Below are 26,122 nucleotides of genomic sequence, written 5' to 3'. Positions count from 1 at the left end.
CCTTTCGATCGGGTCGGGCGGCCCGCCGCGGTGAGGCGCGGCGGCACGGACAGGGTTACGGCGTTCCTTCAAGGATTCCAACCGTCGCCGCCCGCCTTGCCGGACCGCCGCCAGGGCGGCGGCGCTGCGTGGCGCCGATACCGGCCGACACGACGTCCGGGCGACACCGCCAAGGCGAATGGAGAGTAACGCGGAAGCTCCGGAGAATACAGCGCATACGCTCGGTATATCTTCAGACCCGTTGCACCTGAAAGGTGCGAAAGCACACAAAATCCGCAGAAAGACCGATTTTTGCGCTGCAAAAGCGAAAAGAATGATCAGATATCGCTCTTGCTGTTCCCGCTCGCGTGTGGATTAATAGCGTAGTCACTGTAGATCGCGCCGCAACACAAAATCGCGGCGGCGACCTCGCATCTGCCTCTGCGGCAATCCTTTCATTGCCTCGCCCCGGCCAGTCATGGCGGCGCGGCAAGCTTCCGTTCCTGTCAAAGAACGTCCCGGAGACTTCCCTCAATGTATGATCGTTTTGTCGCGCGAAAGCTGATCGACCAGTGGCTGATCGAGGATATCGGCTGCTTCGATCTGACCGCCCAGCTGATGGTCGATCCGGCCTCGCGTGCGACCTTCTACATGAACGCCCGCGAGCCGATGACCCTGGCCGGCATCGAGGTCGCGGCGGAAGTCTTCCGCCACTACGAGCCCGAGTGCCGGGTCGAGATGCGCGCTGCCGACGGCGACCGGGTGGAGAAGGGCGCCGTGCTGCTCGTTGTCTCGGGCCCCGGGCAGGCGCTGCTCACTGCCGAGCGTACCGCGCTCAACATCGCCCAGCGGCTTTCCGGCATCGCCACGGAAACCGCCAAGTATGTCGACGCCATCGCCCACACCAAGGCCAGGCTGCTTGACACCCGCAAGACCACGCCCGGCTTGCGCATGCTGGAAAAGCACGCCGCCGTCTGCGGCGGTGCCTTGAACCACCGGCTCGGTCTCGACAACGGCGTGATGCTCAAGGACAACCACATCTCGGTCTGCGGCAGCATCGCCAAGGCCGTCGAGATGGCCCGCAAGCACGTTCCGGCGCTGACCAAGATCGAGGTGGAATGCGACCGCATCGAGCAGGTCCGCGAGGCGCTCGCCGCCGGCGCCGACGTCATCATGCTCGACAATATGGAAAACGCCGCGATGGCAGAATCTGTCGAGATCGTCGCCGGCAAGGCGCTGCTCGAGGCATCCGGTGGCATCCGGCTCGACACGATCGCCGGCAAGGCCGAGACCGGCGTCGACTTCGTGTCCACCAGCCGGCCGTTCCAGTCGGCGCCGGCCGTCGACATCGGCCTCGACGACGCCGCCTGAAAACGGCCGGAGCCGAGCGATGCAGACCGGAACCCTCTTCTACGTCGTCGGACCGAGCGGTGTCGGCAAGGACACGCTGATGTCCGAGGCGATGAAGGCGCTCGGCCCGTCCGGCCGCTACGTCCAGGTCCGCCGGGTGATCACCCGGCCGGCCGGGATCGGCGAGGACCACCAGCCGGCGGATGCCGAGACCTTCGCCGCGATGGTGGAAGACAGCCGGTTCCTGCATCACTGGCAGGCCCACGGGCTGAGCTACGGACTGCCGATCGGCATCCTCGATGACCTTGCGGCCGGGCGGAACGTCATCGCCAACGGGTCGCGCGGCGCCATTCCCGATCTCGCCGGCACGGTCGACCGCTTCGTCATCGTCGAGATCACCGCGCCGCCCGAGATCGTCCGCCAGCGGCTCAAGGCACGCGGCCGCGAGAGCGCCGAGGAGATCGAGCAGCGTCTCGCCCGCATCACCGAGCCGCTGCCGGCGAGCCGCGACGTCGTCACCATCGTCAACGACACCAGCCTGGAGGATGCGGTCGCCCGGCTGGTCGCGGCCCTCGATCAGCGTGCCTCCCGGCTGTCGCTCGTCCGCCTGCCGATCGCCTCGGGGACGCGGCGGACCGCCTATCTGCGCGAGGACAATCCGCTGGTCGATGCCGCCGCCTTCGCCGGGGCAGGGCGGATCGAGGTCACCCATGCCGACGGCGGCGTTCGCGCCGACCTCGATCTCGTCGAGCCCTGCGACATGCTGCGCGCCGACGAGATCGGCCTGTCGCGCGAGGCCTTCGAGGCGCTCGGCCTCAGCGACGGCTCGCTGGTGTCGATCGCCCGGACGCCCTCGCCGGACAGCCGCAGGATCCTGAGGCGCAAGATCGCCGGCGCAAGGCTGAAGGCCGACGACTACGAAACGCTGTTCGGCGACATCGTCGACGGCCGCTATCCGGATGGCGAGACGGCGGCGTTTCTGCTGAAGGCGATCCAGTCCCTCGACGACGAGGAGGCGATCGCGGTGGCCCGGGCGCGTTGCCGCTTCGGCCCGCGCATCGACTGGGGCTCGCCGATCGTCGTCGACAAGCATTCGCTCGGCGGCATCCCGGGAAGCCGCATCACCCTGATCGTCGTGCCGATCGTCGCGGCCGCCGGGCTGTTGATGCCGAAGACCTCGTCGCGCGCCATCACCTCGGCCTCCGGCACCGCCGACGTGATGGAGGCGCTCTGCCGGATCGACCTTTCCTTTGCCGATGTCGACCGTGTCGTGCGCCAGACCGGCGGCTGCATCGCCTGGAACGGCCGGCTCAACCACTCCGTCCTCGACGACGTCGTCAACGCCATCACCCGGCCGCTCGCCCTCGACAGCAACACCTGGTCGGTCGCCTCGATCCTGTCGAAGAAATGGACCGCCGGCTCGACCCATGTCGTCATCGACATGCCCTACGGGCCGAACGCCAAGCTGAAGACCAGGGCCGAGGCCAACGAACTCGGACGGGTGTTCGAGCGGGTCGGCGCCGGCCTCGGCATGACGGTCAGGGCCTTTGCCACCGACGGCAGCAATGCCATCGGCCACGGCATCGGGCCGGCGCTGGAACTGCGCGACGTGATGAAGGTGCTCGATAATGCGCCGGACGCGCCCGCCGATCTCAGGGAAAAGGCGCTGTTCTTCGCCAGCGAGATCCTCAGCTTTTCTCCCGAGCACGGCAGCCTCGCCGAGGCGCGCGCCACCGCCGGGGCGATCCTTGCTTCGGGCCGTGCGCGTCAGAAGCTGGACGAGATCGCCGAGGCTCAGGGCGCCCGCAGTCCGGTCATGCCCGGCACGTTCACCAGGACCGTCAGGGCGCCCCGTGACGGGACCGTCGAGAGGGTCGACGGCTGGCATGTCGCCGGCATCGCCCGGCGCGCCGGCGCGCCCCACGACAAGTCGGCCGGCGTCGATCTGAAGGTCGCTCCGGGCGACGAGGTGTTTGCCGGCGATCCCCTGTTCGTCGTCCATGCCGGTGACGTCGCCAGCCTCGAGCGGGCCGCCGCCGCGGCGACGCCTGACACCGGCATCAGCCTTGCCTCCGGCGGCTCGAGGCCGCCGCAGATCCGCTTCGACCCCCGGGAGGTTCCGCAAGCCCGACCGTGACACGACGAGAAACTGCGGCACCGTTCCGCCGCAGGGGCCTCCCGCACACTGCCTCGTCTGCCGTCACTCCACCAACAGGAAAAGTTCATCGACATGCCAAACTCCATCCTGAAGTCCGCGGTCGTGGTTGCGGGCATCGTTGCGGCCAGCCTCTCGGCGAGCGCCGCCAAGGCGGAAAACTACACCCTGTGCGGTGCGAGCCCCGGCGGCCTGTGGGCGCTCCTCGGCGCCGGCATCGACACCGCGGTGAAGAAGGAAGAGCCGGGCTCGGCCGTCACCTATCAGACCTCGAGCGGCGGCTTTGCCAACATCGTCCAGATGGCCCAGGGCAATTGCGACATGTCGATCGTCCATCTCGGCGAGGCGGTGATCGCCTCGAAGGGCGAGCCGCCCTTCCAGGAGCCGATGCAGGACTTCGCCGTCGTCGCCGTGCTCTACAACTGGGCGCCGATGCAGTGGCTGATGAACGACAAGTTCGCCGAAGAGCACAACATCAACTCGATCGCCGACTTCAAGGGCGCTCCGGTCAATCTGATCGTCAACAAGAAGGGCATCCTGCCGAGCATCCTCGCCGAGGCGTCGCTGAAGAAGCTCGGCATCAGCTTCTCCGACATCGAGGCGAATGGCGGCTCGATCCAGTATCAGGGCTCGCAGACCGCGGAGGAACTGATGAAGGACGGGCGAGGCGACGTCTGGACCAATGCGATGTTCATCGGCACCGGCTCGATCGGCTCGATCGCCGAGAGCGTCAATCTGCGGCTGCTGTCGGTGCCGGACGACGTCATCGACTACATGAGCGAGACCTATGGCTCGGTCCCCTACACGATCCCGGCCGGCAGCTATGACTGGCAGAAGAAGGAGATCAAGACCTATGGCGCCCAGGCCGCTCTGATCGTGCCGAAGTCCGACTCGCCGGAAAAGGTCGAGAAGCTGACCAAGGCGCTGCTCGACCACATCGCCGAGCTGCAGAACGTCCATTCCTCGATGAAGGCGCTGACGCCCGAGATCATGCAGTCGGCAAAGAGCCTGCCCTATCACGAGGGCGCGCTCGCCGCCTACAAGTCGGCCGGCCAGTAAACCACGGCGCCTGCTTCGACCTTGGGACGGCGGGATTGCCCGCCGTCCCCTCCATACCCCTCAGCATCAACACGCTCGCACCAAGACGCTAGGACTGGCGAGCCCGCTGCCCTTTCGGAGTCGACTGCAATGATGGGTTTCATCAACAGCCTGTTCAATGTCGGCGGGCGTCGCGACCTCGCCGGGCCGCTGGCGATGATCGTCAAGGCCTATGCGGCCGCGGTCGGGGTGTGGGTCCTGTGGGAATCGTCCTTCGGCCGGGTCGACGCGCTGGCCGCGACGGCGGTGTTCCTCTGCCTGATCCTGCCGCCGTCCTTCGTCATGGTGCGCGCCGGCACCCATGCGAGCGAGACCAGCGTTCCCTGGTACGACTGGGCCCTGGTGGCGGTCAGCCTGGTGACTGCCGGCTACTTCGTCTCGCAGACCGAGGTGATCGCCACCCGGATCAGCCTGTTCCTGCCGCTGACGACCGTCCAGACCGTCGCTGCGCTGGCGATCGTGCTCCTCGCCCTCGAGATCACCCGGCGGACCGTCGGCGTCTTCCTGATGCTGATCGTCGTCGCCTTTACCGCCTACAATCTCTTCGGCCACCTGATCTCCGGCCCGCTCGGCCACGGCTATATCAGCCTCAACCACTTTCTCGACGTCAACGTCTTCACCGGCGACGGCCTGTTCGGCGTGCCGGTGCGCGTCGCGGCGACCTACGTGTTCCTGTTCGTGATGTTCGGGACGTTCCTGGAAAAGGCCGGCGGCGGCGAGTTCTTCTTCCGCGTCGCGGCGGCGATCGCCGGCCGCTCCCACGGCGGGCCGGCGAAGATCGCGGTGATCTCCTCGGCGCTGTTCGGCACCATGTCCGGCAGCCCGACCTCCGACGTCGTCACCACCGGCTCGATCACCATCCCGATGATGAAGCGGCTGAACTATTCGCCGCGGCTCGCCTCGGCCGTTGAGGTCGCCGCCTCGACCGGCGGCAGCATCCTGCCGCCGGTGATGGGCTCGGCGGCCTTCATCATGGCCGAGTATACCGGCATCAGCTACATCACCATCGTCGTCGCCTCGATCATCCCGGCGATCCTCTACTATGCCTGCATCATGATGCAGGTGCATCTGCGCTCCGAGCGTCTCGCTCTGACCGGCCTTTCCCGCGAGGAGGTGCCGCCGCTGTCGACGACGCTGCGCGAGGGCTGGGTCTATATCGTGCCGCTGGTCGTGCTGGTCATCGCGCTGGTCCAAGGCTATTCGCCGACCCGCGTCGCGGTCTTCGCGACGGTCTCGGTCGTCGTCGCCTCGTGGTTCCGCGCCGGGCACCGGCTCGGCCCCGTCGGCATCTATGAGGGGCTGGCGGCGACGACGATCCGTATGCTCGGCGTCACCGGCGCCTGCGCGGCCGCGGGCCTCGTCATCGGCGGCATCACCATGACCGGCCTTGCGATGAAGTTCTCCTTCATCACCTTTGCGCTCGCCGGCGACAACATGGCGATCGCGCTGCTCCTCAGTGCCGCCGTCACCATCCTTCTCGGCCTCGGCATGCCGACGCCGAGCGCCTATGTCCTCGCGGCGGTGCTGATCGGCCCGACCCTCGTCAACGACTTCCACATCCCGCTGCTCAACGCCCATCTCTTCCTGATGTATTTCGCCGTCCTCTCGGCGATGACGCCGCCGGTCGCCGTCGCCGCCTATGCGGCGGCCGCGATCTCCGACGCCAATCCGATCGGCATCGCGCTCAGCGCCTGCAAGCTGTCGCTCGCCGCCTTCGTGCTGCCCTTCGCCTTCGTCTATGCGCCGAGCATCCTCGAGCCGGGCCTCGAGGCGAACACCATCATCCAGATCGTCACCGTCTGCCTCGGCACGGTGTTCCTGGCGATCGGCGCGGAGGGGTTCCTGCGCCGCACGCTCGGACGGGCCGAGCGCGGGCTGATTTTCATCGGCGGGCTCTTGATGTTCACGCCGAGCTATCTCGTCTCGGCGCTCGGCGTCGTCCTGGCTGCGGTCGCCGCCTATCTGGTGCTCGCCCGCACGCCGCGGGCCGAGGCGCTCGGAAGCGTCGAGCCATGAGCGGTGCGATGGCGAACGATCCCTACGGCAGAACTGGCGATTTCGGCCCGGCGCATGACGGTGAGGCACAGGCGAACGGTTCAGGATTGGCGCCGCGTCCGCAGGCCGCCCGGTCGCTGACCGCCGGCATGGACTATGTCTTCACCGAACAGGTGGGCTACCTGCTGCGCCGGGCCTATCAGCGGCATCTCGCGATTTTCCAGGGCAACGCCGCTATCGAGGGGCTGACGGCGGTGCAGTTCTCGACGCTCTGCGCCCTCGACGACGGGGTCAGCCGATCGCAGGTCGAGCTGGTCAAGGCGACCGGCGTCGACCAGGCGACGATCCGCGGCATCGTCGAGCGGCTGAAGGCCCGCGACCTGATTTCATTGTCGAAGGACCCGGGCGACGGCCGCAAGGTGATCATCACCATCACCGAGGCGGGACGGGAGGCGCTGACGGCGATGACCCCCTGCGCCATCCGCTCGAGCGAGGATACGCTCGGGCCCCTCAATCCGGCCGAGCGCCTGGCGCTGCTGCATACCTTGCGGAAGATCGCCGACATCGGCGAGGCGGACTAGGCGGCAGAGAACGCTGCCGCCGCCGGCATCCCCGACGTTCAGTCGGGCCAGCGCAGCGCCTTCTCGACGCTGTGGCGCGGCAATGCCATGGCGTTTTCCGGCCGAGGGGCGTTCATCACCGCCGTCAGCGCCTTTGCGACGATTTCCGCCTCGCCCGGATGGAGATTGCAGGGGTCGAGGAAGAAGAAGCCGAGTTCGGCCTCGTGGTCACGCACGATGACCGGCGGATCGCCCGCCGCCAGCGCCTTGGCCAGGCCGGTCGCGGTGAAGCCGCTTTCCGGCAGGACGTGGACCTCCAGCCGGTCGAGCGGGTTGTTCGTCGGGTCCGGCATGATCTTACCATAAAGGCCGGGCATGGCGTCGACGGTGGTCTTCCAGAGATCGAGAGCCGCCTGTTCGCGGGCCCTGATGCCGGCATGGTCGCGCTTTTCCCACGCCTCCAGCGCCGCCATGACGCCGGCGATCGACTCCTTGCCGACCTTCATGCCCCGGCCGATCCCCTTGTTCTGCAGATAGGCGGCGCGCACGAGATCCTTGCGCCCGGCGACGATGCCGCTGGTCGGGCCGGAAAGGAACTTGTGGCCGGAATAGATGACGAGGTCGGCGCCGCGGGCGAGAAAGCCCGTGAGATCGTATTCCGAAGCCGCGTCGACGATCACCGGAACGCCGCGCGGCCGGCAGATCTCGACGACCTCCTCCAGACTCAGCTGGCCGAACTGCACCGTATGATGGCTGACGACGAAGAGCAGCGCCGCGGTCCTGTCGTTGATCGCGTTCTCGACGTGGTATGGCATCACCTGCGTCGCCGTGCCGGCGAGCACCGGGGTGGCGCCTGCGAGGCGGATCGACTGGTCGACCGGCGCGCCGTAGTTCACCGCATGGCCGAGCTGCAGGATCACCTCGTTCTTCAGGCCGTCGGTGCGGCTCGGCAGTTGCTCGATGGCGAGCATGTCGGTGCCGGTCATCGCGCCGGCGACGCTCATGGTGATGCCGGCGGCGCAGCAGGCGGTGACGAAGCCGGTCTCGCCGCCGGTGAGGCGGGAGATGACGGCGCTCGCCCGCCGCTGCAGGTCGTCCATCTCCACCCATTGCGGAGCGATCTCGGCCATCGCCGCGATGGCGTCGTCATGGATGATCGAGGCGCCGAGCGAGGTCATCGTGCCGGAGACGTTGATCACCGGGCGAAGGCCGTGGCGGGCGCGGTAGTCGGCATTGTGGTTGAGGGGTGCGCTCATCGCAGATGTTCCAGACTGTCAGAAGTTCGATGCCCTGAAGCGGGCGAGAAAGGAATTGAGGCGTGGATTGGCCTCTGCCGAGGCGATCAGATCGGCCGGCGGGCCCTCCGCCGCGACCGCGCCGTCGGCCATGAAGACGAGGCGGGAGGAGGCATCGCGGGCAAAGGCGATCTCATGGGTCACCATCAGCATCGTCATGCCCTCGGCGGCAAGTCCGCGCACCACTTCCAGCACCTCGCCGACGAGCTCAGGGTCCAGCGCCGAGGTGATCTCGTCGAGGAGCAGGATCTTCGGCTCCATCGCCACGGCCCGGGCGATGCCGACGCGCTGCTGCTGGCCGCCGGACAGTTCCGACGGCAGGGCGTCGGCCTTGTGGCCGAGGCCGACGCGCTCGAGCCAGACCTTGGCGATGTCGCGGGCTTCCGAGCGGCTCTTGCGGCGCACCTTGGTGAGGCCGAGCATGATGTTGCCCGCTGCGGTGAGGTGCGGAAAGAGGTTGAAGCTCTGGAACACCATGCCGGTTTCCGCCCGCATGCGCGCCAGCGCCCGTTCGCCGCGGCGCTTGCGGGCATCGTTGTAGCCGACCTCGCTGTCGTCGATGCGGATCGACCCGCCGTCATAGGCTTCGAGGAAGTTGATGCAGCGAAGCAGAGTCGTCTTGCCGCTGCCTGACGGGCCGATCACGGCGACGACCTCGCCGCGGCCGACATCGAGATCGACGGATTTCAGCACCTCGGTCTTGCCGAAGGATTTTCTGAGATCGCGGATCGTCAGAAGCGGTGGGTTCATCGATCAGGCCTGCACGAAGGAGAAGCGGCGTTCGAGCCGGCGCGACAGCGTCGACAGGGAGAAGTTGATGACGAAGTAGATGACCGCCCCGAGAACGTAGAGCGGCATCGCCTCGTAGGTGCGCCCGATCACCTGGTTGATCGCATACATCAGGTCGGTGACGCCGAGCAGCGAGACCAGCGCCGAGCCCTTCACCGCATCGGTGACGCCGTTGATCCAGGGCGGCAGGAAGCGGCGCAGCGCCTGCGGGAAGATCACGCTGACGAGGCGCTCGGAAAAGGTCAGGCCGATCGCCATCGCCGCCTCGCTCTGGCCGCGCGGGATCGAGGCCACGGCGCCGCGGACATATTCGATGACCTGGGCGGTCTTGAACAGCGTCAGGGCGGTGACCGCGGCCCAGAAGGAGTCGAAATCGATGCCGATGGCCGGGAAGCCGTAATAGACGAAGAAGATCAGGACGAGGATCGGAATGCCGCGGATGGTGTCGGAGAAGATCCGCACCAGCAGCCTGAGCGGCAGCGGCCCGTAGACGAGGGCGCAGCCGAGGGCGAGACCGGCGACCAGTGAGATCGATACGGTGAGGATCGAGACCACCACCGTGATCCACAGCCCTTCCAGCAGGAAGGGCAAAGCGTAGATCATCGCGTCAAGCATTGCGCCCCACCCTGAAGCGTCGCTCGACGAGCCGCAGCGAGAACAGCATGACGTAGCCGGTCGCCAGATACATCGCCGTCGCCATGAGATAGGCCTCGACGATCCGGAAGGTGTTGAGATTGATCCACTGGGCGCCCCAGGTGAGCTCCGGGACCGCGATGACCGAGGCGACCGAGGTGTCCTTGAACAGCGAGATGAAGGTGTTCGACAGGGCAGGCAGCGTGATCCGGATCATCGCCGGCAGCCGCACGTGGAACAGCCGCTGCGCCGGGGTCAGCCCGATCGCCCGACCGGCGTCGATCTGGCCGCGCGGGATCGCCTCGAGGCCGGAGCGGAAGACCTCGACAAGATAGGCCCCGGCATAGACCGAGAGCGTCGCGACGAAGGAGGTGGTGGCGTCGTAGCGAAGATCGACCACCTGCGGCAAGCCGTAGAAGACGAGATAGACGAGGAGGATCAGCGGCGTGTTGCGGAACGCCTCGACATAGACGGCAATCGCCATGCGGGTGAAACGGCCGCCGGAGACATGAACGACCGCCAGCACCAGGCCGATGACGACGCCGATCGCCAGCGAGACGACGGCGAGTTCGAGGCTGAGGACGAGGCCGCCCCACAGCTTGTCGAAATTTCGCCAGACGACGGAGAAGTTCAGACTGTAGCCCATCGGCGCCTTCCGCATGGCGCGGCGGCGGAACCACCGCCACCGCGCCGTCCGGCCTCAGATCTTCGGAAAGCCCGGCACGCGTGCCGGCGGCGTCTCGCCGAAATATTCCTCGAAAGCGGCGTCGTAGAGTTCGGTCTCGTGGCCGAACATCGCGATGGTGAAGACCGTGTCGACGAAATGCAGCCAGTCGAGATCGCCCTGCTTCATCGCCGCGCCATAGAGCTGGCTGTGCCAGGTCTTGCCGGAATCGAAGTAGCGGTCGGGATTGCGCTTCACCAGCCAGCGCACCGTCGAGAGATCGACCACCGCCGCATCGGCACGCTTGGCATCGACCGCCTGAAGGACGTTGGCCTGGGTGTCGAGCTGCATGACCGTCGCCTCGGGCAGGACCTCGTGCACCGTGTCCTCGGCGCCGACATTCTGCAGCACCGCGACCCTCGCGCCGGAGCCTGCGGCCTTCAGCTTGGCGAAGTCGTTGTTCTCGGTGCCCGGCGTCGAGATCAGCGCGACGCCCTCGACGTAATAGGGCCGCGAGAAGTTGACGAGCTGCGCCCGCTGGCCGCTCATGGTCATGAACTGGACGACGATATCGACCTTGCCGGTATTGACGTTCGGGATGCGCTGGGCCGGATCCTGGAGGACGAACTCGACGGCTTCGGGATCGTCGAACAGCGCCTTGGCGAGGATGTGGCCCATGGTAACGTCCATGCCGACGAGCTTGCCGGATTCGTCCTCGAAGTGCCACGGCGCATTGGTCGAGCCGGTGCCGACGAGGACCTTGCCGCGATCGATGACCTTGCGGAGCAGGCTGTCGGGCGCCGACTGGGCGGCCGCCTCGCGCGCCGATAGCACTTGCGCTCCTGCCGCGATGCCCGCTGCAGCGGCTCCCACCGCACCGAATTTCAGAAAGTCCCGTCGCATCGTCGCCATTTGCGTATCCCCTTCAAGCGTGTTGACCGACCTGCTCTTCAGTTTTCTGTTATAATGGAATATTCTCCCTTATAAGGGGATATGCTATCCCAAGGGAGACCAAATGCAAGGCAAAATCTTCGGGTGACGTGGCGATGGGCAGGAACGATTGGAATCGTCGAAGAAGCGCCGGAATCCCGACCGGACCAAAGGGGAGGGGATCGGCAGAGCCGGCTTGACGCTGCTGCCGCGTCCCATATTACGGAAGAAAATCGAAGACAGGGTGCAATGAGCGAAACGACCCGGAGCCGGACCAGCGGCATCGACCGGACGCTGCAGGTCATGGACATGCTGGCGGAGCGGCGCGTGCCGATGTCGGCCTACGACCTTGCGAAAAGCGTCGGCGCGCCGATCTCGACGATCTACCGGCTTGTCGACGAGCTGGTCGAGCGCGAGATGCTGTCGCGCGGGCCGGACAATGCCGTCTGGCTCGGCGCCCGGCTGATGCGCTACGGCCTCGTCTATCGCCAGCGGATGGACGCCTTCGTCCAGGCCGAGCAGGAGATGCAGCATCTGGTGGCGGCGACCGGCGAGACAGTGCAGATCTGCGCCCGCGACGACGGCATGATGCTAGTGGTGGCGATGGAGGAGGGGCCGGGACACTTCCAGGTCGCCTCGAAGGTCGGCACCCGCGTGCCGCTGAACTGGACGGCGTCCGGCCGGCTGCTGCTCGGCCATCTCGGCGACGAGGAGCGCTACGCGGCCTTTGCGAGTTCGGCCCGCCCGTCGGCGACGGGGATGGCCGAGACCGATCCGGTCAAGCTGTCGGCCCAGGCCCGGCACGACTTCGAGAACCGCCTCGCCGTGCAGTTCAACGCCAGCGAATATTCCGTCGCCTGCATCGCCGCGCCGATCCGCGACGAGACCGGCGCCTGCATTGCTACGATCTCGATCGTCCTGCCCGACCGCAAGGCCGAGGAACGGCAGGAGGAACTCGCCAGCGCCGTCAGGGGCGCTGCCGCCGCGGTGGAGCGCTCGCTCGGCCGCTGATCCGCGCGTCGATCCGACAGGTCGCTGGGCGGCGGGATCAGGCACGCTCGAAGATCGCCTCCACCTCGACGGTGATGTTGTTCGGCAGCGAGACGACGCCGAAGGACGAGCGGGCGTGGATGCCGGCCGGTCCGAAGACGGCGGCGAGGAGGTTCGAGGCGCCGTCGATGACGAAGGAATGGCGGTCGAATTCCGGCGTCGCATTGACGAGACCGAGCAGCTTCACCACCCCGCCGACGGCATCGAGGCTGCCGCAATGGCCGCGCAGCGCGGCAAGGATGTTGAGCGCGACGATCTCGGCATGCTGGCGCGCGACCTCGGCCTCGACGTCGCCGCCGACCTTGCCGCGCATCAGGCTGCCGTCTTCCAGCACCGGGCCCTGGCCGGAGACGTAGAGCAGCCCCCGGTGCTCGCGAACATTCGCGAAGGCGCCGATCGGCGTCGGCGGCGCCGAGGGCAGCGCGATCTTCGCCGCGACGAGGCGCGATTCCGGGGTCTCGCCGTCCTGGCGTGTCGGGGTTGGCATCGAAGTCATGGAACCTCAGAGATTGATACAATGCGCGATATGCCCGTCGCCGGCGGCGACGGGCGGGGGAAATTCCGTGGCGCAACCGGGCAGCGCGCGCGGGCAGCGGGTGCGGAAGACGCAGCCCGACGGCGGGTCGAGCGGGCTCGGGATCGAGCCTTCGAGCACCTCGCGGTCGCGGCTTGCCAGCGGGTCCGGCTGCGGCACCGCCGACAGGAGGGCCCGCGTGTAGGGATGAGCGGGGTGGCGGACCAGCCTGCGGGCAGGCCCGGTCTCGACGATCTTGCCGAGATACATCACCGCGATCCGGTCGCAGAGATAGTCGACGACGGAGAGGTCGTGGGCGATGAACAGCATTGTCAGATCGCGCTTTGCCCGGATGTCGAGCAGAAGGTTGAGAACCTGCGCCTGGATCGACACGTCGAGCGCCGAGACGCTCTCGTCGGCGACGATGAATTCCGGTTCCAGCGCGAGCGCCCGCGCAATTCCGATCCGCTGGCGCTGGCCGCCGGAAAATTCATGCGGATATCGGGTCATCTGGTCGGGCGACAGGCCGACTTCCTCGAGCAGCGCTGCGACGCGTTCGCGCCGCTCGCTGCCGCTGCCGATGCCGTGGGCGCGAAGACCCTCCGCGACGATGTGCTTCACCTTCAGCCGCGGATTGAGCGAGGATACCGGGTCCTGGAAGATGATCTGCATGCGCCGGCGCATCGCCGTCATCTGCCGGTCGGATAGGGACGTCAGCTCCTCGCCGGCAAAACGGATCGACCCGGCACTCGGTTCGACGAGACGCAGAAGCGTGCGCCCAAGGGTCGTCTTGCCGGAACCGCTCTCGCCGACGAGGCCGGTGATCGAGCCGCGCGGAATGTCGAGACTGACATTCTCGACGGCGTGAACCGTGCCGCGCGGCGCGTGGTAGCGCTTCGACAGGCCGCGGATGGACAGCAGCGCCGCTTCGGCCCTGAGTGCCCGGGCGGCTTCGGTGGCTTCGGTGGTGAGGGGCTCAGGCATCGGCCATCACCTCGCTTGCCCGGATACATGCGGCGCGATGGGCCGGCAGCACCGCTTCGAGCGCCACCGGCTGATCGCAAGCGGGCAGCGCATGGGGACAGCGCGGCGCGAAGGCGCAGCCGGGGGGCAGCGCGGTAAGCGGCGGCACGGCGCCGGGAATGGCCTTCAGCCGCTCGCCCTCCGGCCGGTCCGGCCGCGGAATCGAGGCAAGCAGCCCGCGCGTATAGGGATGGGCCGGCCGGGCGAACAGCGCCTCGACGCCAGCCTCCTCGACGATCGCGCCGGCATACATCACCGCGACGTCGTCGGCCATTTCGGCGACGACGCCCATGTCGTGGGTGATGAACAGGATCGACATGCCCATTTCCCGCTGCAGCCGTCGCATCAGGTCGAGGATTTGCGCCTGGACGGTGACGTCGAGGGCCGTCGTCGGCTCGTCGGCGATGAGAAGCTGCGGCGCGCAGACGAGAGCCAAGGCGATCATCACCCGCTGGCGCATGCCGCCGGAAAGCTCATGCGGATAGTCGTCGAGCCGCGAGGCGGCGGCGGGAATCTCGACGAGTTCGAGCATCTCGACGACGCGCCTGCGGCGGGCGGCGGCATCGAGATCCTCGTGCAGCTTCAGCATCTCGCCGATCTGCTCGCCGATCGAAAACAGCGGGTTCAGCGAGGACATCGGCTCCTGGAAGATCATCGCGATTTCGCGGCCGCGCACCTTGCGAAACTGCTTTGCCGGGAGGCCGGCAAGGTCGAGCGTCGCGCCGTTGCGGCTGCGGTAGGTCGCCCGGCCGCCCGTCACCTTGCCGTTGGGCGGCAGGAGGCCGAGCAGGGCAAGCGAGGTCACCGACTTTCCCGATCCGCTCTCGCCGACGAGGGCGAGGGTGCGCCCCGCCTCGATCGAGAAGTCGACGTCGCGCAGCGCCGTCACCTGCCGCCCGCGGGAGCGGAAGGCGACGCGCAGGCCGTCGACGGAGAGGATCGGTGCCCTGTTCATGGCAAGCGCCGCGCGGCGTCCATGACGCTCGCGCCGATGACGGTGCGGCGCGGCTCCACCATTGTCGCGAGGCTGAGGCAATTGCCCATGGAATCGACGGCCTCGACCTTTGAATCGACGAGATCGAAGAGGGTGAAGTCGGCCTTGGCGCCGGCTTCCAGACCGGAGGAAAGACCGAGCAGCGAGCGTGGCCGCGCGGTCACGGCGGCGATGCAGTCCTCCAGGGGCAGGCCGACGGCGAGGAGCTTGGCGATCGTCGTCGCCATGTCGTGGACCGGCCCGCGAATGTTGTTGAGATGAAGGTCGGTGGAGATCGACCAGGGCTTCAGCCCCCGCTCGATCGCCCTGCGGGCGACGGCGAAGTCGAAGGAGGCGGCGCCATGGCCGACATCCATGCGGATGCCCTCGCCGGCAAGGCGGATCGCATGTTCCCAGAGCTTTTCGGTGTCGGCGATCGAGCCGGCCTTCTTGCCGTTGAAGCAATGGGTGACGATGTCGCCCTCGGTGAGGATGTCGAAGACCTCGTCGATCAGCGGCGGCGGCTCGCCGACATGCACCATCAGCGGCAGGTTGACGATCTCGGCGACGCGCTTGGCGATCTTCGCCGGGGTGATGCCCCAGCCGCCGACGATGACGCCGGAAGCGCGCACCTTGACCCCGCAGATGACGTCGCGATTGGCCTCGATCACCGCCAGCGTCCGGTCGACGTCGATCGAGCGCATGTCGATGAGTTCCGGCACCCGGTTGCAGGCGACGAGGCCGATCGAGCCGATGTTGAGGAAGGCCCGGATGGTCTCCGAGGCCGGTTGGATGACGTATTCGCGCAGGCCGTGGAAATTCGCCTCGCCGGCGCTGCCGGCATCGGCCATGGCGGTGACGCCCGTCGAACGCCCGGCCTGCGAGGCGCGCACGGAGATATCGGTGCCGCCGTGCCAGACATGGACATGGAGATCGCACCAGCCGGGGGAGAGAAAGGCGCCGCCGCAGTCGATCGCCCCGGCGCCGGCAGGCGCCGCACCGGCGATGAGACCGTCGTCGCTGACATGAACGGCGGCAGGCGACGCCGCAAAGCCGATCGGCCGAAAATTGGTGAGGGTGAAGGCCATTTGAGGTCAGACGTCCTTTGCGAGGCGGGGGTCGAGCGCATCGCGCAGCCCGTCGCCGATCAGCTGCAGGCTGAGGACGGCGAGCGAGATCGCAATGCCCGGAAACAGGATGAGGTAGAGCGCCTGGTCGAGATATTGCCGGCCCTCGTTGACCATGGTTCCCCAGGTCGGGATCGACGGATCGACGCCGACGCCGAGGAAGGAGAGGCCGGCCTCGGCGAGCATCGCATAGGCGAAGATGAAGGTCGCCTGCACCGTCACCGGCGAGACGATGTTCGGCAGGACGTGCCAGGCCATGATCGAAAGGTTCGACGAGCCGAGCGCCCGGGCGGCCTCGACGAAGGGCAGTTCGCGGATTACCAGCGTCGCCGCCCTGACGATGCGGGCGATGCGCGGCGTGTAGACGATCGACAGGGCCAGGATGACGTTGAGGATCGAGCCGCCGAGGATCGCGACGAGGGCGATGGCGAGGAGGATGTCGGGAAACGCCATCATCGCATCGATCAGCCGCGAGAGCGGCGCGTCGAGCCTGCGGAAGAAGCCGGCGGCAAGGCCGATGAGGATGCCGAGCGCGGTCGAGACGACGGCGACGCCGAGGCCGATCGACAGCGACACCCGCCCGGCAAAGAGCAGGCGCGAGAGGACGTCGCGGCCGAAGGCGTCGGCGCCTAGGAGATAGGCCCCGCCGAAGGGTGGACTGAGGCGCGCGCGCACCGACATGCGGGCCGGATCGGCCGGTGAGATCCACGGCGCCAGCAGCGCGGCGACGAGGATCAGCCCGAAGACGACGAGGGCTGCGAGCACCGCCGGCCTGGCCGTCAGGCTGCGGAATAGGCCGGGTTCGTCGGAAAACGTTGCGGCGGCCATCAGTAGCGCACCCGCTTGTCGATCAGCAGATAGAGGAGATCGGTGCAGAGATTGATCAGGATGTAGAGCGCCGCGACGACGATCAGCGTCCCCTGGATGATCGGATAGTCGCGCCGCAGCACGGCCCCCACCACGAGGCTGCCCATGCCGGGAATGTTGAACACCCGCTCGGTGACGACGGCGCCGGAGACGAGCAGCGCGAAGGTCAGGCCGACCACCGTGACGATCGGGATCGCGGCGTTCTTCAGGGCGTGCCTGAGGACGACGCGGCCCTCCGACATGCCCTTCGAGCGGGCGGTACGGATGTAGTCCTCGCCGAGGACGTCGAGCATCGAGGCTCTGGTGAAGCGCAGGATCAGGGCCGAATTGACGATGCCGAGGACGATCGACGGCAGGATCAGGTAACCCATGCGGTCGAAAAAGCCGGCGCCGGGGCCGCCATAGCCGGAGGCGGGAAACCAGCCGAGATCGGAGGCGAGCCATCGCTGCAGGACGAGGCCGGTCCAGAAGGAAGGCACCGAGGCTGCGAGCATCGCCGCCGAGACGGCTCCCTGGTCGGCCGCGCCGCCACGCCGATAGGCGACATAGATGCCGATCGGCACCGCGATGACGATCGAGAAGATCAGCGAGAACAGAGCGAGGAAGGCGGTCGGCTCGGCCCTTTCTGCGAGCACCGACAGCACCGGCCGGTGGAAGAACAGCGACTGGCCGAGATCGCCGGCGGCGGCGCTGAGGAGGAATTTTCCGTACTGCACGAGGATCGGCTGGTCGAGGCCGAGTTCGATGCGCAGCGCCGCGGCATCCTGCGGCGTCGCGTCGGGGCCGAGCATCAGCGCCGCCGGATCGCCCGGCGCGACGCGGACGATGACGAAGGTGATGGTTAGCACCAGGAACAGCACCACCACCATGCCGAACAGGCGATTGAGAACGTATTTCAGCATCGTGTCGCCGCATCGAGGACGGGTCGGCGGCACCGCCGGCAAGATGGTGCCGTGTGTCTGCAGAAGGGTTTTGGCACGGCCGGCACGGGGTGGGCGGACGCCCCAACGCCGCCCACCCCGCGCCGACGGCGCACGCTACTTCTTCGTGGCGTTCCAGAAATACGGCCAGGGCGAGGGCGGCACGCCCTCAAGGCTCTTTGCCTCGCCGAGAAGGGCATTGAAGTTGCCGACCTTGATAAAGCCGACATCCTCGAGATTGGCCTTCTGCATCTTGGCGAACAACTCCGCGCGCTTCTTCGGATCGGTCTCCGAGACGAAGGCGTCGGCGATCTTGTCCTTGTCGGGGTTCGCCCAGCCGATGCGCGAGGAGGGGAACCACATGTCGGTCAGCGCCGGCTCCGGCAGGAAGGGCGAGTGGGAGATGTAGATGTCCCAGAGCGCCGGATCGTTGCGCCGCTGGCCGAGGGTCGCCCAGTCGACGACGTCCATCTCGACCTTGAAGCCGGCCGCTTCCAGCGCCTGCTTGGCGACCTCCGCCATCTTGTAGTGGAACTCGTATTGCCGCGAGGTGAGGATGCGCAGCGGCGTGCCGTCGTAGCCGGCCTCCTCCAGAAGCTCGCCGGCCCTGGACGGGTCGTTCTGATTGTAGAGGTCGGCGCCCTCTTCGCTATGCCAGGCCCAGCCTTCCGGATAGAGCGCGCCGTCGACCTTGAAGAACTTGTCGTCGCCGAAGGCTGCGAACAGCATGTCGTCGAAGGGCAGGGCGGCCAGCAGCGCCTGGCGGATCTTCCTGTCGGTGAGGAGGCCGGCCTTGTGGTTGATCGCCCAGACCGGCCAGCCGAAATCCTGCAGCAGGACGGGCTTCGCCTTGTCGCTCTGTTCGATGCGGTCGTAGCTTTCGGCAGGCAGGGAGTCGGCGAAGTCGAACTGGCCTGAGACGAGGCCCTCGACGCGGGTGTTCGGATCGGGAACCGGGATGAAGCGGATCTCGTCGGGCGCCTGGCCGCGTTTGCCGGCGCCGCCATTGGCCGGCTCGTCGCGCGGCACGAAGCCCTTGAAGGGCACCAGCTGCAGATACTGGTCAGGCACGTGCTCGCCATATTCGTAGGGGCCGGTGCCGATCACCTTGTCGATCTGGCCGTCGCCTTCGGGAATGATCTCCGAGGGATAAATCGCCGCGGCGGAATTGGAGAAGGCGAGAAGCGACAGCAGCGGCGCATAGGGCGCGCTCATCTTGATCTCGATCGCGTTCGGGCCCTTGGCGGTCACCGAGGTGACCTTGTCGGCAACGGTCTTGCCGCGCGAGGCGATTTTCATCCAGCGCTCGAGCGAGGCGACGACGTCGGCGGAATCGAGCTTCGAGCCGTCGGAGAAGGTGATGCCCTCGCGCAGCTTGATGTCGTAGGTCTTGCCGTCGTCGGAAATCTTCGGAAGATCCTCGGCGAGGAGGGGCGCAACGTTCCAGGAGCCGTCGAAGGTGTAGAGCGTTTCGACCACGTGCTGGGTGACGATCGAGACGACGTCCTTGGTGGAAACCATCGGATCGAGCGTATCCGGCTCGCCGACGATGGCGACGTTGATGACGTCCTTGGCCATCGCCGGAGGGGCGATGGCGGCGAGCGCCGCAGCCAGCGCGAAAGTCAGGGTCTTCTTCATGGCATATTCCTTTATTCGGTAATAAGCTCCATTATTGAAGATGTTGCGCGGGAGATGGGCAGCTTGTCAAGATGCCGCATGATCTTGCAGCGCAACAGCCAGCCCGCTGCCCCCGCTTGCCGGCTCGTCTGATCGAGATTGCCCGGCGGGCCGCCACACGTCCGCGTCGCCGCACACCCTTGGCGTCGCAGATCGCGACGAAGCGCTGGCGACGGGCGTGTTCGTGCAGGCGGCGAAGTCCCGCGCCCGACATCCGTGCGGCTGGTACGGAATTTGCCTTTTGATCGGCGAGCTGAGACGATCCTCGGAAAACGAGAGCCGAATGAGCGCGATGTTGGAAGCCCAAGCCGAACCGCTGCTGCGTGTCGAAAACCTCACCGTATCGCTGCCAGCGGGAATGGATCGCGATTTCGCCGTCGAGGAGGTCTCCTTCGACCTCGCCTCCGGCGAGATCCTTTGCATCGTCGGCGAATCCGGCTCCGGCAAGTCGGTCACCGCCAATGCCATCATGGGTCTCCTGCCAGATGCCCTGACTGTCATGGGCGGCCGCATCCTGCTTCGGGGAAAAGACCTTCTCGGAATGGCCGCCGCCGAGCTGCGGGACCTGCGCGGGCGGATCGTCTCGATCGTCTTTCAGGATCCGCTGTCGGCGCTCAATCCGCTGATGACCATCGGCGACCAGATCGCCGAGGTGATCGACGCGCACCGGCTGCGCGGGACGATCGACCCGAAGGCCCGGGTTCTCGAGCTTCTCGCCGAGGTCGGCCTCCCCGACCCGGAGATCATCCGCAAGCAGTATCCGTTCCGCCTATCGGGCGGCCAACGCCAGCGGGTGATGATCGCCATGGCGTTGGCGCTCGAGCCGGCGGTGCTGATTGCGGACGAGCCGACAACGGCCCTCGACGTCACCACCCAGGCGCAGATCCTCGATCTCATCCGCGACATCCAGCGCAAGGAAGGCATGGGGGTGATGTTCATCACCCACGATTTCGGGGTCGTCGCCGACATCGCCGACCGGGTCATCGTCATGGAAAAGGGGCGGCTGGTTGAAGAGGGCCCGGCGAGCGAGGTTCTCGGCGCCCCGAGCCATCCCTATACCCAGCGCCTCATCGCCGCGGTGCCGCGGATGAGCGAAGCCGAGGCGCTCGCCGCCAAGGAAGCCTCGGTGGTTATCGAAGCGAACGGTCTGAAGAAGGTGTTCCGGCTACCCGGCGCCTTTCTCAAGCCGCCGCGCACCATCAATGCCGTCGACGACGTCAGCCTCACCGTCCGCAAGGGCGAGACGGTCGGTATCGTCGGCGAATCCGGCTCTGGCAAATCGACGCTCGGCCGTCTCCTGATGAAGATCCTCGATGCCGACGGCGGCTCGATCACCTTCAACGGCCAGGAGATCGCCGGCATGCCGGAGGCCGAGTTCCGCCGCCATCGCCCGCTGATCCAGATGGTGTTCCAGGATCCCTTCGCTTCGCTCAATCCGCGCCAGACGGTCGGACGCATCCTGATCTCGGGCCCCATGGCGCACGGCGTCTCCTTTCGAGAGGCGAAGTCGCGGGCCCATCGGCTCCTGTCGCGGGTGGGGCTCGATCCCTCGGCATTCGAGCGCTATCCGCATGAATTTTCCGGCGGCCAGCGGCAGCGCGTCGGCATCGCCAGGGCGCTGATGTTCGATCCGCAGCTAATCATCGCCGACGAGGCCGTCTCGGCCCTCGACGTCTCGGTGCAGGCGCAGATCCTCGATCTCCTCGCCGAGGTCCAGGAAGAGATGAAGCTCGCGATGATCTTCATCACCCACGATTTGCGCATCGCCAGCCGGATCTGTGACGAGATCGTCGTCATGCAGAACGGCCGCATGGTGGAGGCGGGCCCGCCGGCGCAGGTCTTCCGCAACCCGCATCACGACTACACCCGCACGCTGGTCGCGGCGATCCCCGGTGGGCGCTGGGAAAACGCCGCCTGACCGGCAAAAGCCGACCGTTCAAGTCCGTTGCAAGCGACTGCCTCTACGCGATTAGGCCTGCCGACCCTCGGGCCGTTCGCTTTTGCAGCGCGATCTGTTGCGCCGGAGCCTGTTCGCGCGGCTGAACCGCCTTTGTGAGCAGGCCTGCTCACTCGACCTGTGCCCTTTCCGATTCCGCATTGCACAAAGCCTGAGCATTTCGCAGAACGCCGAAATAGGCAGCAAAACTGATTGACATCGTCCATCATATTTTTGATAGTTCGTGTCGAAAGCAATCGATCCAGACGCAGCCGGGCAGGGCACCCGGCGCACCATCTTCTCCAGTTTTCCGGAGCCGTGATGACGGCTGGCAAAAGCGATCCGAGCGCTGCGGTGACGCGTGTCGAAGATGTCGATCTCGGCGTTCTCGACGACACGCTGAGCTTCTTCGTTCGCGCCCTCAACCTTGCCGTGACCCGCGATCTCGAGGCACGGCTGGAGGGGATGGAGGTCGCGCACGGGACCGGCAAGATCACTGCCTTGTTCCTGATCGGCCGGCATCCGGGCATCCGCCCGTCGGTGATCGCCGCGGCGGCGATGAAGGACCGTTCAGCAATGGCGCGGGTCCTCGGCGACATGGAGAAGCAGGGTCTCATCCGCCGCGAGGCCGACATCGCCGACGGCCGTGTCCAGGCGCTGCATCTGACCGAAAAGGGCGAGAGACTGGCGGAGGACGTTCGCGCGATCGTCCGTCAGTCCCGGGACTTCTTCCACGACATCTCCGATGAGGAATACACCCAGGTCATCGATCTTCTGCGCGGGATCTACTGGCGTGTCGTCAAGAGCAACCAGCAGAAGGGATGACGGCGTGAGCGAAAGACCGGTCGCGATGATTTCCGGCGCCAGCCGCGGCATCGGCCTCGCCGTCGCCCGGCGGCTGTCGCAGGATGGTTGGGCGCTCTCGCTTGGCATGCGCCACGCCGTGATGCCCGAGGGCGTCGATCCGGAGCACACGCATCCCTTCGAATACGACGCGCTCGCGTCGAGCGAGGCCGCCTGGGTGGCGGAGGTGACGGAGCGCTTCGGCCGCATCGACGCGGTGGTCGCCAATGCCGGCGTGATGATCCCGAAGTCGGTCATCGAGGCCGAGGACGACGATCTCGACGCGATGTTCGCCGTCAACGTCAAGGCGCCCCGCCGGATGGTGAAGGCGGCCTTCGAGCCGCTGGCAGCAACCGGCCGCGGCCGGGTGATCATCCTCGCCTCGCTGTCCGGCAAGCGGGTGAAATCGGCAAAATCCGGTCTCTACTCGATGACCAAATTCGCGGCCGTGGCGCTGTCCCATGCGATCCGCCAGGCGGGCTACGACCGGGGCATCCGCGCCACCGCCGTCTGCCCCGGCTTCGTTGCCACCGACATGGCGCGGCAGATCACCGATCGTGACGACGCGGCGATGACCGACCCGGCCGAACTTGCCGACGTCGTCGCCATGCTGATCGGCCTGTCGAACACGGCGAGCGTCGCCGAATTCGCCGTGAACTGCCAGCTCGAGGAACAGTACTGACGATGCCCGGTCCATTCGTAACCCCTGTCCATGGCGATCTCGACCTGCCCGCGGCCGTCGATGTGGTGGTCATCGGCGGCGGCATCGTCGGTGTCTCGACGGCGCTCGAACTCGCCGAGCGCGGTGTCAGTGTCGCGCTTTGCGAGAAGGGCGGAATTGGCCAGGAGCAGTCGAGCCGCAACTGGGGCTGGGTGCGCATCTCGCGGCGCGACCCGCGCGAGGTGCCGCTGATGGCCGAGGCCCTGCGCATCTGGCGCGACCTCGACCGGCGCACCGGCCGCGAGACCGGCTACGCCCGCTCCGGCATCGTCTTCACCTGCGCGAGCGACAAGGACGTTCAGAACTACACCAACTGGATGCGCCATCTCGAACCCTGGCAGATCGAGGCGCGCATGCTCAGCGCCTCGGAATTCGAGGCGATGTTCCCCGAGGCGCAGTTCAAGGTGAAGGGCGCGCTCTATACACCCGCCGACGGGCGGGCGGAGCCGCAGATCGCCGCCCCGGCGATTGCCGAGGCGGCCCGCGACAAGGGCGCGGCGATCCTCACCGAATGCGCCGTCAGGGGCGTCGAGACGAGCGGCGGCCGGGTGTCGGGCGTCGTCACCGAGCGCGGCCGCATCGCCTGTTCATCGGTGGTGCTGGCCGGTGGCGCTTGGTCGAACCTCTTCTGCGGGCTCTACGGTCTCGACCTGCCGCAGCTGACGGTGCTGGCCTCTGTCTTGAGGACGAAACCGCTGGAGGGCGGTCCTGACCAGGCGATCTGGGCGATGGACTTTGCCTGCCGCAAGCGCAGGGACGGCGGCTACACCATCGCCTGCGGCCACGAGAACGTCGTCGACATCGTGCCGAACTCCTTCCGCTACGCCCGGCGCTTTCTCCCGGCGCTGCGCGAGGACTGGAATTCCCTGAATTTCCGGCTCTCCTCACGATTCTTCGAGGAGGCCCGCACGCCGAAAAGATGGTCGCTCGATGAGGCGAGCCCCTTCGAATATTGCCGGGTGCTCGATCCGAAGCCGGAAAAGCGCATGACCGAAAAGGCGCTCGCCGAGCTGAGCCGCGCCTTCCCGGCCTTCGCCAAGGCCGAGATCGAGCAGCACTGGGGCGGCCGGATCGACGTCACACCCGACGCCATCCCGGTGATCTCAGCCATCGACGAGATTCCCGGCTTCCATGTCGCCACCGGCTTTTCCGGCCACGGCTTCGGCATCGGCCCCGGGGCCGGACGACTGATGGCCGACATCGTGACCAACCGCACGCCGGTCGTCGACCCGGGCGAGTTCCGCTTCTCCCGCTTTACCGACGGCTCGAAGGTGCGCCCGATCAGCGGCTTCTAGGATCTGAAGGCAGACAATTTCAGCAACCGAAAGGATCAAGGACATGGCAGACGATCATATCTCCTCGTGGTTCCGCCCGTCGCGGCGGCGCGTCCTCACCCTGATGGGAGCATCGGCTGCGGGCCTCGTCGCTCCCGGGCTTCTCGGCCGAGGCTCGGCATTGGCCGCGCCGCCCTCCGAGCCGACCGGGCAGGTGATCGTCGGTTTCTCGCAGGAGCCGACCGTCTTCAACCCGCACATGCCGCATATCGAGGTGGACGAGGGCATCCACTTCTCCGTCTTCGATCCGCTGTTCATCGTCGACGAGAAGGGCGAGTTCCAGCCGGCGCTGGCGACGGAAGTGCCGAGCGCCGAGAATGGTGGCATCTCCAAGGACGGCCTGCACTGGAAGATCAAGCTGCGCGACGGCGTCAAATGGCACGACGGCGAGCCCTTCACCGCCGAGGACGTCAAGTTCACCATCGAGCTCCTGGTCGATCCCGACTTCAAGAGCTGGCGGCGCGACGGCCACGAGCTCGTCGAGAACATTAAGGTCGTCTCGCCGACGGAACTGACCTTCGACCTGAAGAGCCCCTACGCGCCCTATCCGTCGATCCTGGCTGCGACCTTCATCGTGCCGAAGCACGCTTTTGCCGACATCGACCCGAACAATGCGCCGTTCAACAACGCCCCGATCGGCACGGGCCCGTTCAAATGGGCCGAGCGCATGGCCGGCGATCACATCACCCTCGACGCCAACAAGGACTATTTCGGCGACGGGCCGTATCTCGAACGGCTGATCTACAAGTACATTCCCGATCTCACCGTCCTCTACACCCAGTTCAAGACCGGCGACATCGACGTCGTCGGGCTGCAGTGGATCACGCCGGACAAATACGAGGAGGCCAAGGACCTTCCGGGCAAAGCCGTCGAAGTGGTCCCCGGCGCGACGGTGGAGTCGCTGTCCTTCAATATGGGTCGACCACAGTTCCAGGATCCGAAGGTCCGTCAGGCGCTCTATTACGCGCTCGACAAGCAGACCATCATCGACGCGCTCTATTACGGATTGCCGACGCCGACCGAGACCTTCATGCCGCAGCAGTCGGCCTACTACAATGCCGACCTGCCGAAGCATGAATACGACCCGGAAAAGGCCAAGAGCCTGCTCGACGAGGCCGGCTGGACACCCGGCAGCGACGGCATCCGCGAGAAGGACGGGGTGAAGCTCGCCTTCACCAACTCGACAACCGCCGGCAACCACATTCGCGAGCAGGCCCAGCAGTTCATCCAGCAGTCCTTCAAGGACATCGGCGTCGACATGTCGATCTCCAACCTGCCGCCGGCGGTGATGTGGGGCGACTACTGGATGATGTCGAAATTCGATTCCGTCGTCGTCGGCATCAACTTCCTCACCGGTTCCGACCCGGACGTGTCGAACTATCTCGCCCCCACCTCGATCCCCGCCAAGGGTGGCGCCGGCCAGAATACCTGGCAGTATGAGAACGACGAGGTCGGCAAGCTTCTGAAGGAGGGCGGATCCACCTTCGCCGCCGAGGAGCGCAAGTCCGTCTATGTGAAGCTGCAGGAGGTGGTGCGCAACGACCTGCCGTTCCTTCCGATGTTCCAGTACGCCACGGTCCGTGGCCACAAGGAAGGTGTCGAAGGCGTCGTGCCGAACATCAACGTGCGCATCGACAGCTGGGACGTCGCTACCTGGTACTGGGACAAGTAGGCTCCTGCAGCCGCGGC

23 protein-coding genes are annotated in these 26,122 nt (G+C 66.7%); 11 read left to right on the top strand and 12 right to left on the bottom strand.

Features of this window, described 5'->3' with window-relative positions; translation table 11 throughout:
* Window positions 1-513 precede the first annotated feature (513 nt).
* The 5 genes from nadC to E3C22_RS12605 all read left to right on the top strand — a co-directional run bounded on the left by nadC (window position 514) and on the right by E3C22_RS12605 (window position 7,158).
* Entirely contained in the window at window positions 514-1,350 is an 837-nt protein-coding gene (gene nadC / locus E3C22_RS12625; RefSeq protein ID WP_134762371.1) for a carboxylating nicotinate-nucleotide diphosphorylase, read from the top strand.
* 19 nt (window positions 1,351-1,369) lie between these two features.
* Window positions 1,370-3,466: a phosphonate metabolism protein/1,5-bisphosphokinase (PRPP-forming) PhnN gene (phnN, locus tag E3C22_RS12620; RefSeq protein ID WP_134762370.1), complete on the top strand. Its 2,097-nt coding sequence runs from the start codon at window positions 1,370-1,372 to the stop codon at window positions 3,464-3,466.
* Between the two features lie 93 nt (window positions 3,467-3,559).
* Window positions 3,560-4,543 carry a TAXI family TRAP transporter solute-binding subunit gene (locus E3C22_RS12615; protein WP_134762369.1) on the top strand — a complete coding sequence of 328 codons (984 nt, stop codon included), beginning with the start codon at window positions 3,560-3,562 and terminating at the stop codon, window positions 4,541-4,543.
* A gap of 129 nt (window positions 4,544-4,672) precedes the next feature.
* Window positions 4,673-6,598: a TRAP transporter permease gene (locus E3C22_RS12610; protein WP_134762368.1), complete on the top strand. Its 1,926-nt coding sequence runs from the start codon at window positions 4,673-4,675 to the stop codon at window positions 6,596-6,598.
* 128 nt (window positions 6,599-6,726) lie between these two features.
* Window positions 6,727-7,158, top strand: a complete 432-nt coding sequence (locus tag E3C22_RS12605; RefSeq protein WP_134762493.1) for a MarR family winged helix-turn-helix transcriptional regulator — start codon at window positions 6,727-6,729, stop codon at window positions 7,156-7,158.
* Window positions 7,159-7,196: 38 nt separating this feature from the next.
* Here the strand turns inward: E3C22_RS12605 and E3C22_RS12600 are convergent, their stop codons facing one another.
* Genes E3C22_RS12600 through E3C22_RS12580 form a run of 5 tightly spaced genes read right to left on the bottom strand, consistent with a single transcriptional unit; the run spans window position 7,197 to window position 11,430 of the window.
* A complete protein-coding gene (locus tag E3C22_RS12600; RefSeq protein ID WP_134762367.1) occupies window positions 7,197-8,393 on the bottom strand; it encodes an aminotransferase class V-fold PLP-dependent enzyme in 1,197 nt (398 codons plus the stop codon).
* A gap of 18 nt (window positions 8,394-8,411) precedes the next feature.
* Window positions 8,412-9,182: an amino acid ABC transporter ATP-binding protein gene (locus E3C22_RS12595; protein WP_134762366.1), complete on the bottom strand. Its 771-nt coding sequence runs from the start codon at window positions 9,180-9,182 to the stop codon at window positions 8,412-8,414.
* A 3-nt stretch (window positions 9,183-9,185) separates the two neighbouring features.
* Entirely contained in the window at window positions 9,186-9,836 is a 651-nt protein-coding gene (locus E3C22_RS12590; protein WP_134762365.1) for an amino acid ABC transporter permease, read from the bottom strand.
* Window positions 9,829-10,500, bottom strand: coding sequence for an amino acid ABC transporter permease (locus E3C22_RS12585; protein WP_134762364.1), 672 nt, complete (start codon window positions 10,498-10,500; stop codon window positions 9,829-9,831). Before E3C22_RS12585 ends, E3C22_RS12590 begins: the two co-directional genes overlap by 8 nt.
* 54 nt (window positions 10,501-10,554) lie before the next feature.
* Window positions 10,555-11,430 carry a transporter substrate-binding domain-containing protein gene (locus E3C22_RS12580; protein WP_134762363.1) on the bottom strand — a complete coding sequence of 292 codons (876 nt, stop codon included), beginning with the start codon at window positions 11,428-11,430 and terminating at the stop codon, window positions 10,555-10,557.
* A 267-nt stretch (window positions 11,431-11,697) separates the two neighbouring features.
* On the opposite strand from E3C22_RS12580, the gene E3C22_RS12575 reads away from it, so the two are divergent.
* A complete protein-coding gene (locus tag E3C22_RS12575) occupies window positions 11,698-12,459 on the top strand; it encodes an IclR family transcriptional regulator (protein WP_134762362.1) in 762 nt (253 codons plus the stop codon).
* A gap of 37 nt (window positions 12,460-12,496) precedes the next feature.
* On the opposite strand, the gene E3C22_RS12570 is transcribed toward E3C22_RS12575, so the two are convergent.
* The 7 genes from E3C22_RS12570 to E3C22_RS12540 all read right to left on the bottom strand — a co-directional run bounded on the left by E3C22_RS12570 (window position 12,497) and on the right by E3C22_RS12540 (window position 19,560).
* On the bottom strand, window positions 12,497-12,994 hold the full coding sequence (locus E3C22_RS12570; RefSeq protein ID WP_134762361.1) for a RidA family protein: 498 nt from the start codon (window positions 12,992-12,994) through the stop codon (window positions 12,497-12,499).
* A 6-nt stretch (window positions 12,995-13,000) separates the two neighbouring features.
* A complete protein-coding gene (locus E3C22_RS12565; protein ID WP_134762360.1) occupies window positions 13,001-13,996 on the bottom strand; it encodes an ABC transporter ATP-binding protein in 996 nt (331 codons plus the stop codon).
* The gene (locus E3C22_RS12560; protein ID WP_134762359.1) at window positions 13,989-14,990 is read right to left on the bottom strand and encodes an ABC transporter ATP-binding protein; all 1,002 of its coding nucleotides are present in this window, start codon (window positions 14,988-14,990) and stop codon (window positions 13,989-13,991) included. The genes E3C22_RS12565 and E3C22_RS12560 overlap by 8 nt, the downstream gene beginning before the upstream one ends.
* Entirely contained in the window at window positions 14,987-16,096 is a 1,110-nt protein-coding gene (locus E3C22_RS12555; protein WP_134762358.1) for an amidohydrolase family protein, read from the bottom strand. The genes E3C22_RS12560 and E3C22_RS12555 overlap by 4 nt, the downstream gene beginning before the upstream one ends.
* A 6-nt stretch (window positions 16,097-16,102) precedes the next feature.
* Window positions 16,103-16,963, bottom strand: a complete 861-nt coding sequence (locus tag E3C22_RS12550; RefSeq protein ID WP_134762357.1) for an ABC transporter permease — start codon at window positions 16,961-16,963, stop codon at window positions 16,103-16,105.
* A complete protein-coding gene (locus E3C22_RS12545) occupies window positions 16,963-17,904 on the bottom strand; it encodes an ABC transporter permease (RefSeq protein ID WP_134762356.1) in 942 nt (313 codons plus the stop codon). The genes E3C22_RS12550 and E3C22_RS12545 overlap by 1 nt, the downstream gene beginning before the upstream one ends.
* Window positions 17,905-18,039: 135 nt before the next feature.
* On the bottom strand, window positions 18,040-19,560 hold the full coding sequence (locus E3C22_RS12540) for an ABC transporter substrate-binding protein (RefSeq protein WP_134762355.1): 1,521 nt from the start codon (window positions 19,558-19,560) through the stop codon (window positions 18,040-18,042).
* Between the two features lie 322 nt (window positions 19,561-19,882).
* On the opposite strand from E3C22_RS12540, the gene E3C22_RS12535 reads away from it, so the two are divergent.
* The 5 genes from E3C22_RS12535 (at window position 19,883) to E3C22_RS12515 (ending at window position 26,105) form a co-directional block, all read left to right on the top strand.
* Window positions 19,883-21,517, top strand: coding sequence for an ABC transporter ATP-binding protein (locus E3C22_RS12535; protein ID WP_167591753.1), 1,635 nt, complete (start codon window positions 19,883-19,885; stop codon window positions 21,515-21,517).
* A 339-nt stretch (window positions 21,518-21,856) separates the two neighbouring features.
* A complete protein-coding gene (locus tag E3C22_RS12530; protein ID WP_134762353.1) occupies window positions 21,857-22,360 on the top strand; it encodes a MarR family winged helix-turn-helix transcriptional regulator in 504 nt (167 codons plus the stop codon).
* Between the two features lie 4 nt (window positions 22,361-22,364).
* Window positions 22,365-23,060 carry an SDR family NAD(P)-dependent oxidoreductase gene (locus tag E3C22_RS12525; protein ID WP_167591752.1) on the top strand — a complete coding sequence of 232 codons (696 nt, stop codon included), beginning with the start codon at window positions 22,365-22,367 and terminating at the stop codon, window positions 23,058-23,060.
* Between the two features lie 2 nt (window positions 23,061-23,062).
* Complete coding sequence (locus tag E3C22_RS12520; RefSeq protein ID WP_134762352.1) at window positions 23,063-24,394, top strand: NAD(P)/FAD-dependent oxidoreductase; 1,332 nt, start codon at window positions 23,063-23,065, stop codon at window positions 24,392-24,394.
* A gap of 103 nt (window positions 24,395-24,497) precedes the next feature.
* A complete protein-coding gene (locus E3C22_RS12515; protein ID WP_425364980.1) occupies window positions 24,498-26,105 on the top strand; it encodes a peptide ABC transporter substrate-binding protein in 1,608 nt (535 codons plus the stop codon).
* The last annotated feature ends 17 nt before the right edge of the window (window positions 26,106-26,122 follow it).

This window comes from Jiella endophytica (genome assembly GCF_004519335.1).
In the GTDB taxonomy this organism is placed as follows: domain Bacteria; phylum Pseudomonadota; class Alphaproteobacteria; order Rhizobiales; family Rhizobiaceae; genus Jiella; species Jiella endophytica.
The sequence above is the reverse complement of the archived record's forward strand: the minus strand, read 5'-3'. Positions and strand labels throughout refer to the sequence as shown.

Coding starts and splice junctions, on each gene's coding strand:
- nadC (WP_134762371.1), top strand. CDS start 514: ATGTATGATCGTTTTGTCGCGCGAAAGCTGATCGACCAGTGGCTGATC.
- phnN (WP_134762370.1), top strand. CDS start 1,370: ATGCAGACCGGAACCCTCTTCTACGTCGTCGGACCGAGCGGTGTCGGC.
- E3C22_RS12615 (WP_134762369.1), top strand. CDS start 3,560: ATGCCAAACTCCATCCTGAAGTCCGCGGTCGTGGTTGCGGGCATCGTT.
- E3C22_RS12610 (WP_134762368.1), top strand. CDS start 4,673: ATGATGGGTTTCATCAACAGCCTGTTCAATGTCGGCGGGCGTCGCGAC.
- E3C22_RS12605 (WP_134762493.1), top strand. CDS start 6,727: ATGGACTATGTCTTCACCGAACAGGTGGGCTACCTGCTGCGCCGGGCC.
- E3C22_RS12600 (WP_134762367.1), bottom strand. CDS start 8,393: ATGAGCGCACCCCTCAACCACAATGCCGACTACCGCGCCCGCCACGGC.
- E3C22_RS12595 (WP_134762366.1), bottom strand. CDS start 9,182: ATGAACCCACCGCTTCTGACGATCCGCGATCTCAGAAAATCCTTCGGC.
- E3C22_RS12590 (WP_134762365.1), bottom strand. CDS start 9,836: ATGCTTGACGCGATGATCTACGCTTTGCCCTTCCTGCTGGAAGGGCTG.
- E3C22_RS12585 (WP_134762364.1), bottom strand. CDS start 10,500: ATGGGCTACAGTCTGAACTTCTCCGTCGTCTGGCGAAATTTCGACAAG.
- E3C22_RS12580 (WP_134762363.1), bottom strand. CDS start 11,430: ATGGCGACGATGCGACGGGACTTTCTGAAATTCGGTGCGGTGGGAGCC.
- E3C22_RS12575 (WP_134762362.1), top strand. CDS start 11,698: ATGAGCGAAACGACCCGGAGCCGGACCAGCGGCATCGACCGGACGCTG.
- E3C22_RS12570 (WP_134762361.1), bottom strand. CDS start 12,994: ATGACTTCGATGCCAACCCCGACACGCCAGGACGGCGAGACCCCGGAA.
- E3C22_RS12565 (WP_134762360.1), bottom strand. CDS start 13,996: ATGCCTGAGCCCCTCACCACCGAAGCCACCGAAGCCGCCCGGGCACTC.
- E3C22_RS12560 (WP_134762359.1), bottom strand. CDS start 14,990: ATGAACAGGGCACCGATCCTCTCCGTCGACGGCCTGCGCGTCGCCTTC.
- E3C22_RS12555 (WP_134762358.1), bottom strand. CDS start 16,096: ATGGCCTTCACCCTCACCAATTTTCGGCCGATCGGCTTTGCGGCGTCG.
- E3C22_RS12550 (WP_134762357.1), bottom strand. CDS start 16,963: ATGGCCGCCGCAACGTTTTCCGACGAACCCGGCCTATTCCGCAGCCTG.
- E3C22_RS12545 (WP_134762356.1), bottom strand. CDS start 17,904: ATGCTGAAATACGTTCTCAATCGCCTGTTCGGCATGGTGGTGGTGCTG.
- E3C22_RS12540 (WP_134762355.1), bottom strand. CDS start 19,560: ATGAAGAAGACCCTGACTTTCGCGCTGGCTGCGGCGCTCGCCGCCATC.
- E3C22_RS12535 (WP_167591753.1), top strand. CDS start 19,883: ATGAGCGCGATGTTGGAAGCCCAAGCCGAACCGCTGCTGCGTGTCGAA.
- E3C22_RS12530 (WP_134762353.1), top strand. CDS start 21,857: ATGACGGCTGGCAAAAGCGATCCGAGCGCTGCGGTGACGCGTGTCGAA.
- E3C22_RS12520 (WP_134762352.1), top strand. CDS start 23,063: ATGCCCGGTCCATTCGTAACCCCTGTCCATGGCGATCTCGACCTGCCC.
- E3C22_RS12515 (WP_425364980.1), top strand. CDS start 24,498: ATGGGAGCATCGGCTGCGGGCCTCGTCGCTCCCGGGCTTCTCGGCCGA.